The organism is Dellaglioa algida, from assembly GCF_030127605.1.
In the GTDB taxonomy this organism is placed as follows: domain Bacteria; phylum Bacillota; class Bacilli; order Lactobacillales; family Lactobacillaceae; genus Dellaglioa; species Dellaglioa algida.
Genome location: NZ_JANXLE010000007.1, coordinates 107,622 through 114,956, shown reverse-complemented (window position 1 = coordinate 114,956; position 7,335 = coordinate 107,622). Strand labels below are relative to the sequence as shown.

At 38.5% G+C, this 7,335-nt stretch carries 6 protein-coding genes and 1 riboswitch; all 6 genes read right to left on the bottom strand.

What is annotated here, in order from left to right; genetic code table 11:
* Positions 1 to 99 precede the first annotated feature (99 nt).
* The 6 genes from serS to N0K73_RS06860 all read right to left on the bottom strand — a co-directional run bounded on the left by serS (position 100) and on the right by N0K73_RS06860 (position 7,262).
* Positions 100 to 1,368: a serine--tRNA ligase gene (serS, locus tag N0K73_RS06885; protein ID WP_112251344.1), complete on the bottom strand. Its 1,269-nt coding sequence runs from the start codon at positions 1,366 to 1,368 to the stop codon at positions 100 to 102.
* Positions 1,369 to 1,645: 277 nt separating this feature from the next.
* Positions 1,646 to 2,377 (bottom strand): M15 family metallopeptidase, encoded by a 732-nt coding sequence (locus N0K73_RS06880; RefSeq protein ID WP_225416506.1) that lies wholly within the window; start codon positions 2,375 to 2,377, stop codon positions 1,646 to 1,648.
* A gap of 8 nt (positions 2,378 to 2,385) precedes the next feature.
* Positions 2,386 to 3,816 (bottom strand): amino acid permease, encoded by a 1,431-nt coding sequence (locus tag N0K73_RS06875; RefSeq protein ID WP_057974792.1) that lies wholly within the window; start codon positions 3,814 to 3,816, stop codon positions 2,386 to 2,388.
* A gap of 123 nt (positions 3,817 to 3,939) precedes the next feature.
* Positions 3,940 to 4,123: riboswitch (Lysine riboswitch) on the bottom strand.
* 44 nt (positions 4,124 to 4,167) lie between these two features.
* Positions 4,168 to 4,881 (bottom strand): acetolactate decarboxylase, encoded by a 714-nt coding sequence (gene budA, locus N0K73_RS06870; RefSeq protein ID WP_112251340.1) that lies wholly within the window; start codon positions 4,879 to 4,881, stop codon positions 4,168 to 4,170.
* Positions 4,882 to 4,908: 27 nt separating this feature from the next.
* Positions 4,909 to 6,588, bottom strand: coding sequence for an acetolactate synthase AlsS (gene alsS, locus N0K73_RS06865; protein WP_057974790.1), 1,680 nt, complete (start codon positions 6,586 to 6,588; stop codon positions 4,909 to 4,911).
* A 140-nt stretch (positions 6,589 to 6,728) separates the two neighbouring features.
* Positions 6,729 to 7,262 carry an Rrf2 family transcriptional regulator gene (locus N0K73_RS06860; RefSeq protein ID WP_057974789.1) on the bottom strand — a complete coding sequence of 178 codons (534 nt, stop codon included), beginning with the start codon at positions 7,260 to 7,262 and terminating at the stop codon, positions 6,729 to 6,731.
* Between the last annotated feature and the right edge of the window lie 73 nt (positions 7,263 to 7,335).

Below are 7,335 nucleotides of genomic sequence, written 5' to 3'. Positions count from 1 at the left end.
CATTGCAGATAAATTTAAAAATTCAAAAATAACCGCCTTTATTGCAACAAAAAACGACCCGGACCCATGAATGTGGGTACAAGCCGTTTTTACAAATTTTTACTTAATTACATCCAATCCGCCCATATATGGTCGAAGAACCTCTGGAACTGTTACCGATCCATCTTCATTTTGATAATTTTCAAGAACCGCAGCCAACGTACGTCCAACAGCTAATCCTGAACCGTTCAACGTGTGGACAAACTGTAATTTTCCATTATCATCTCTGTACTGGATATGTGCTCTGCGTGCTTGGAACGTCTCAGTATTAGAACAACTTGAGATTTCACGGTACATATCTTGGGCTGGTAACCAAACTTCTAAATCATGCGTCATTGCCGCAGAAAATCCCATATCTCCGGTTGATAACGTGATGACATGGTAAGGTAATCCTAATTTTTCCATGATTCTTCCCGCATCGTTCGTCATTTTTTCTAACTCCGCATATGAATCTTCTGGTTTAGTGTATTTCACCATTTCTACCTTGTTAAACTGATGCAATCTAATTAAACCACGAGTGTCTCTACCTGCACTTCCCGCTTCAGACCTAAACGATGGTGAAAGAGCTGTGAAATAAACTGGTAATTTTTCTTCCGGGATAACTTCATCTCTATAGTAATTAGTTAGAGGGACTTCTGCCGTTGGGATTAACGTTAAATTTTCATTTTCAATTTGAAAAACGTCCGCCTTGAACTTAGGAAATTGTCCCGTTCCATACATTGATTCATCATTAACAACGTATGGCGGAATGATTTCCGTATACCCATCGGCTGCATGTTCGTCAAGCATAAAGTTATATAGTGCGCGTTCTAACCGTGCGCCCCAACTCTTATAGTACAAGAAACGGCTACCCGCCACTTTGGCACCACGCTCAAAATCCAAAATATCTAATTTCTCTCCGATTTCCCAATGCGCTTTAGGCTCAAAATCAAATGTTCTTGGCGTTCCGACTTTTCTTAATTCAACGTTCGAATCTTCATCAGGTCCAACTGGAATCGTCTTGTTTGGCATATTTGGCAAGCGTGACGCCATATCAGTTACCTCTTCGTCCAAACCGTTTAATTCTTCATCGAATGCCTTTATAGCATCCCCAACTTTTTTCATTTCTTCAATTTGAGCATCCGCATTTTCTTTATTACGTTTCAATTGTGCAATGGCTTGTGAAACATCATTTCTTTGCTTCTTTAACGTTTCCGTTTGAACAATAATATCTCTACGTTTGCGATCTTTTGCAACTATTTCTTCAATAATCTCGGGTTTAACTCCTCGATTACCTAACTGTTCCTTCACTTCATCAACATTTTGGCGGATCATTTTAATATCTAACATGCCTTATTCCTCCTTTTTTTGTATAAAAAAAGCCCACTCATCCACTAATTGGGACGAAAGGCTTATTTTCGCGGTACCACCCAAGTTCGACAAATAGCTATTTGTCACACTCAAATTAATAACGGTCTCCCGTGTGGCATTACCCACCCACTTATTCACGCCGGATTTTCAGCTTCGTAATTCTCACCACCATTACGTCTCTTAAATGCCTACTTATAACGTTTTCCGTGTTTATTTATTACTTTAATAATAAGCGTTGACCCGCCAAATTGCAAGTTTATTTCTTGCCTTCTTTGTTGAGTAACGTTATATATTCTTCCAACGACAAATTATGCTTAACTATATATTTTGCGTTATCTTTACCAACATAGCGAAAATGCCACGTTTCATAGTCAATTTTCGTTGATTTCTCTTTATTTTTTGGAAATCTTAAAATAAATCCATAATCCACTGCATGATCCATCAACCACTTTTGGCCTCTATCTTTTTCACTGCTGTTGTCTAAATCACCATGCTGAGCGTACCAATTTGATGACATAATATCGACAGCCAGTCCAGTATGGTGCTCACTAGATCCCGGTGCGGCCACGTATTCTTTAGTCAGCTTTTCAGCCTCAGAAACCGATTTTTCAGAATTTTCATAACTCTGAATTGAATCTGCATAGACTTCTTTTTGGTAGCTGATTGATCGATAACCCGATACGAGTGAAGCTTTATATCCAGCTTTGCTTGCAGCTGCTACAAATTCGTTCAGAGCACTTTCTATTTTAGTATTTATAACAATACTACCATCCGTTACCTGTTTAAAATCCAATTCTTGCTTTAATTTATGATCAGAATTGACCAACACTAAATTCCAATCGTTACTTTTTACATTTTTAGGTAGTTCGCTTTTTTTAACGACTTTCGATTCTTGATGAGTTGATGTCGTGTCCGCTTTTTTACCACAAGCACCTAAAAATAGGATACACGTTGCCAATGTTACTACCATCCATTTTTTTCTAATCAAGACGCGCCTCATTTCTTCGATAAATCAACATCTTTCAATGGAATTAATTTTGTTTTATAACGTATTTTATAGTATGTGTACAGGACAATGAATAATGGAATACTCATATAACTAACTGATATGGCTTCCCAATCAAAATGTTGGAATGATTGGATATCTTGTCCAAGAATAACTAATATACAAAGGATAAGTGCCAAAATTGGGCCAACCGGGAACCATTTTGCCGAGTATTTTAATTCTGATACTTTGTGTCCCTGCGCTTCAAACGCTTTTCTAAATCTATAGTGTGAAATTGCAATCCCTAACCAAGCGATAAACCCAGTTAATCCACTTGCACTGAGCAAGAAGACATAGACCCTTGATCCAAAGACACTTGCTAAAAATGTCAGTAATCCGATAAATGTCGTTCCCCATAAAGCTGCCATCGGAATGCCACGTTTATTCGTTTTTCTGAACTTTTTAGGCGCGTAACCTTGTTCCGCAAGTGAATGTAGCATTCGCGTTGACGCATACATTCCTGAATTTGCCGCAGAAAGGACCGATGTTAAAATAACGGCATTCATAATACTTGCAGCCGAGGCTAGACCAGCTCTTTGGAAGACGAGTGTGAACGGACTAATTGAGATATCCGACGCACTTGATCCAAGTAAATCTGGGCTAGTATATGGAATAATTGCCGCAATAACAAAGATTGCAAAGATATAGAATAGTAGAATTCGCCAAAATACTTGTTTAATCGCCTTTGGAATACTCTTTTCAGGCGTTTCTGATTCTCCCGCCGTAATACCAATTAATTCAGTTCCTTGGAACGAAAAACCAGCAACAACGAAGACACTTAAAATCATTGGGACACCACCAACAAATGGTGCCTTTTTCATCGTAAAGTTTTCAAGACCCGTTGCATGTCCACCAAGAATACCGAAAATTGTTAGGACACCAACAACTAAGAAAACGATAACCGTTACAACTTTGATAATTGATAGCCAATACTCAGTTTCACCAAATGATTTAACAGATAGTGCATTAATTGCGAAAATAATGACCAACGAAACTGTACTAAATATCCAGCCCGGCACATCCGGCAACCAAAATTGCATAACCAATGCCGCCGTACTAATATCAACGGCTAGCGTGATTGCCCAGTTAAACCAGTAGTTCCAACCCATTGCAAAACCCATTGCTGGGTCAACAAACCGCGTTGAATATACCGCAAACGAACCCGAAACTGGTAAATACGTTGCCATTTCACCCAAACTCGTCATCAAAAAGTAGACCATAATTCCGATTCCGGCATAAGCTAATAGTGCGCCACCCGGGCCTGCTTTTGAAATTGCTGATCCACTTGCCACGAATAATCCCGTTCCAATACTTCCACCCAAAGCAATCATAGATAAATGCCTTGTTTTTAGTTCTCGATGCATACCTTCTTGTTCTGCCATTTGAAATCCCCCCTATATATAGAGGAGCACTCGTGATTTTTAAAATTGAGAAAAGAAAAGAGCCTTCTTATACAACACTATTATGCGTTATACAAAAAGACTCAGATTAATAGACTCAGTCAAATCGTTATAAGCGCCCCGCGGTCGTTATTGACCACGACAGTCTTTGACTTATTAAGCCAAAACCCAGCAGTCACTAAATTTAAGTTAGCGTCCACTTCGGCAGTCTACCCTTTCTGTTTAAGTTCTTCAGCACTTAATTGCCTCGTTAAACATACTCATGAAAACTGCATCCTCTTCTTTCGATAATTCCTACTATAATCAATTCACTAAATTTTTGCAAGCCAGAACTTAGTTTTCTGCCAATTTAATCTCATCGTGTAATTTCGCGACATTAACGTTACTCTTTAAAAAAGCATCATTTTCAATCGGAAAATGTTGTTCAAGTGAACTAAACGGTTGTAAACTAACCATCCCATTCTCTAAATGATAATCTAAAATGTGACCGCCCATATCCATTTCATCGGATAAAAAGTGTAGGTGAAAACCAGCCGCACCAATCCCTTGGAATAACTTAGGCGTAAAATAACCAACGATTGTGCCATCAATATGTTCCGCGCTAAATTCCGATTGTTCAGCGGTCACGGCCGTTAGGGTTGGGTAAGGTTTACTCTGTTTAGCAACCGATCGTGTATTCATTTTGCTAAACGTTCCTTTAATAACAATCCCAAAAAATAAATTTTGATAAGGATATAATTCTAGCAATTGTTCCTCTAAGATGCTACCCGCCACATTCTCAAATTGAATAGAAACGTCTGGCTGATGAAAATGAACCGTCGCAAATGGGACAAGAACATTATCGGTAAGCTGATTAACTTGGCCTTCTGAGGTGATTTGGAATGCCTTTCCATCCATAGCAATCATTTCACCATCTAAATCGCCGACAGTTCCAATTCCATAATCACCATGTTTTAATAGTTCTCCAACGGAAAGTGTGCCTTCATATAATCCTTCAATTAAAGTTGCCAAAGTACCATGCTGATAAATCTTATTTGTCTCATGCATTGAATTAACCCCTTTTCATCATTATTTTTAGTACAATTGATCCATTAAAATTGATTGACCTAATTCTTGATTGTCTTTGTAGTTAACTGGGACATCAACAATTACAGGACCATTTGTTGCAAATGCTTCATCTAATGTTTTAGCCAAATCTTGTGCTTTTTCAACGCGTAAACCTTTTGCGCCAAAACTTTCGGCGTACTTCACGAAATCAACTGGGCCAAAATTAACCCCAGCAGATTTACCATATTTCATTTCTTCTTGGAATTTAACCATGTCATAATGACCATCGTTCCAAATAATATGAACAATATTTAAATTCAAGCGAACTGCTGTTTCTAAGTCTTGTGCTGAAAATAAAAAGCCACCATCCCCAGAAACTGACACAATCTGCGTATTTGGTCGGACCAACGCCGCTGAAATTGCCCAAGGTAACGCAACACCTAACGTTTGCATCCCGTTACTGAATAACAAATGACGAGGTTCGTAACTTCTAAAATGACGCGCAATCCAAATATAGAAACTTCCGACATCAACGGTCACAGTCATTTCATCTGAAACGCGTTTTTGTAGTTCACGGATGATACTCAATGGGTGACTAGTCAAAGTTTCATCAGTCACAACTGGTGCTTCATCTCTTGCTTGTAATTTTTCTTGTAGCCCATCCAAGTACTCACGTGACTCAGAAGCCATTTGGTAACCTTTCATGTATGGCAATAAAAATTCAAGTGTTTGTGCAATATCACCGACCAACTCTTTTTTAGGTTGAAAATTATGATCGATTTCTGAACGCATATCATCGACAACAACAATATTTGCCGTTCCTTCGGCATTCCAGTTACGTGGTTCGTACTCAATGGGATCGTAGCCAATTGTAATGACTAAATCACTCTTTTTAAGTAATTGATCCCCTGGTTGATTTCTAAATAAACCGACACGGCCAAAGAAATCACCAACTAATTCACGAGAAATCACACCAGCAGCCTGGAATGTCTCAACAACGGGTAAGTTAGTTGCTTCAACCAGATTACGAATAGCTTGCGTGACTTCAGGTGAAGACGCACGCATCCCCACAAGTAGGACAGGTAATTTTGCTGATTTAATTTCTTGTGCTAAAAGGGTACTTTCAACCGGACTAGCTGGCCCTAATTTAGGTGCCATCAATGGTTGGATAACCTTTGTTTTCACTTCTGAATCCGTTACATCTTGCGGCACACTAACAAAACTTGCCCCTTGTTTTGCGGCCTCAGCTTCTTGGTAAGCATTTGCAATCACTTCTGAAATATTTTCGGGTTCTTGAACTTCTGCACTGTATTTAGTAATGGGTTCAAATAATGCTGTATTATTCATACTTTGATGCGTTAAGCGCGTTAAATCTGAACGTTTAACCTGTCCAGAAATGGCTAAGACAGGATCACCTTCGGCTGTCGCAGTCACAACACCAGTTGCTAAATTACTTGCACCCGGTCCAGAAGTCGTTAGTACAACCCCTGGTTTACCCGTGATACGACCAACACCAGCAGCCATAAATGCCGCATTTTGTTCGTGACGTGTAATAATTAATTCTGGTGACTTAGGGTTCGTTGGATGTTCTAATTTCTCAAAAACGCGATCAATCTTCGCACCCGGAATTCCAAATACGTATTTCACATCATGGTTTATTAAACTATCGACAATGGCATCTGCGCCGTAATATTTATTATCTGACATTATGATTCCTCCATATTTCTATTAACACTACGTATGATAGCATTTGCATAAATAAATAACCATCGTTTTTGCTTACAAAATATAAGCTTTATACAAAAAAACATGATTAACCCAGTTACGGCTAATCATGTTTTCATTTATTATTTATGATTTCCTGTTACATTTTCAACAATTTTTTGGATAATCAACTTATGTTGACCACTAATGTCCTCTTCATTCCAGTTAATTAAAGGAATTTCAGATTCACCAAACGTTGCGGAGATGAGTTGATAAACCGTTTGAGATTCTAAATAATCGGCCCAACGTTTATCTGCCTCCGTAAATACATTGTTAATAACCGCCGTTGCTTTTTTCGTATCTTGCTTAAATTCGCGGAATACGCGATCAAAAAAACCATAATTAGGATAGGTTTCGATTTTGCCTTCAGTGGCCTCCACAATTTCTAATAAATTAATATCTTTGGCATCCCTTGCCAATGTAAATCCACCATTATTACCAGAAATAGATTTCACAAGACCCGCGACAACTAATTTACGCATAATTTTACGTAAATAGGTTTGTGACCCTCCAAGACGCGCGTTAATCACTTGCGATGATATTGGCACACCTCTATTTTGTGTTGCCAATAAAGAAATAATACAAGCTGCTTGTTCAAATCCTTTTGTTAATTGCATCATCAGTCACCCCAATCAATTAATTTTGAAACCGTTTTTTATATCGCATTAAGGATACCATATGTCGTTAATA

Bases quoted from the DNA above. Each gene is read 5' to 3' on its own strand.
- N0K73_RS06875 (WP_057974792.1), bottom strand. From the start codon at position 3,816: ATGGCAGAACAAGAAGGTATGCATCGAGAACTAAAAACAAGGCATTTA.
- alsS (WP_057974790.1), bottom strand. From the start codon at position 6,588: ATGTCAGATAATAAATATTACGGCGCAGATGCCATTGTCGATAGTTTA.
- N0K73_RS06860 (WP_057974789.1), bottom strand. From the start codon at position 7,262: ATGCAATTAACAAAAGGATTTGAACAAGCAGCTTGTATTATTTCTTTA.
- serS (WP_112251344.1), bottom strand. From the start codon at position 1,368: ATGTTAGATATTAAAATGATCCGCCAAAATGTTGATGAAGTGAAGGAA.
- budA (WP_112251340.1), bottom strand. From the start codon at position 4,881: ATGCATGAGACAAATAAGATTTATCAGCATGGTACTTTGGCAACTTTA.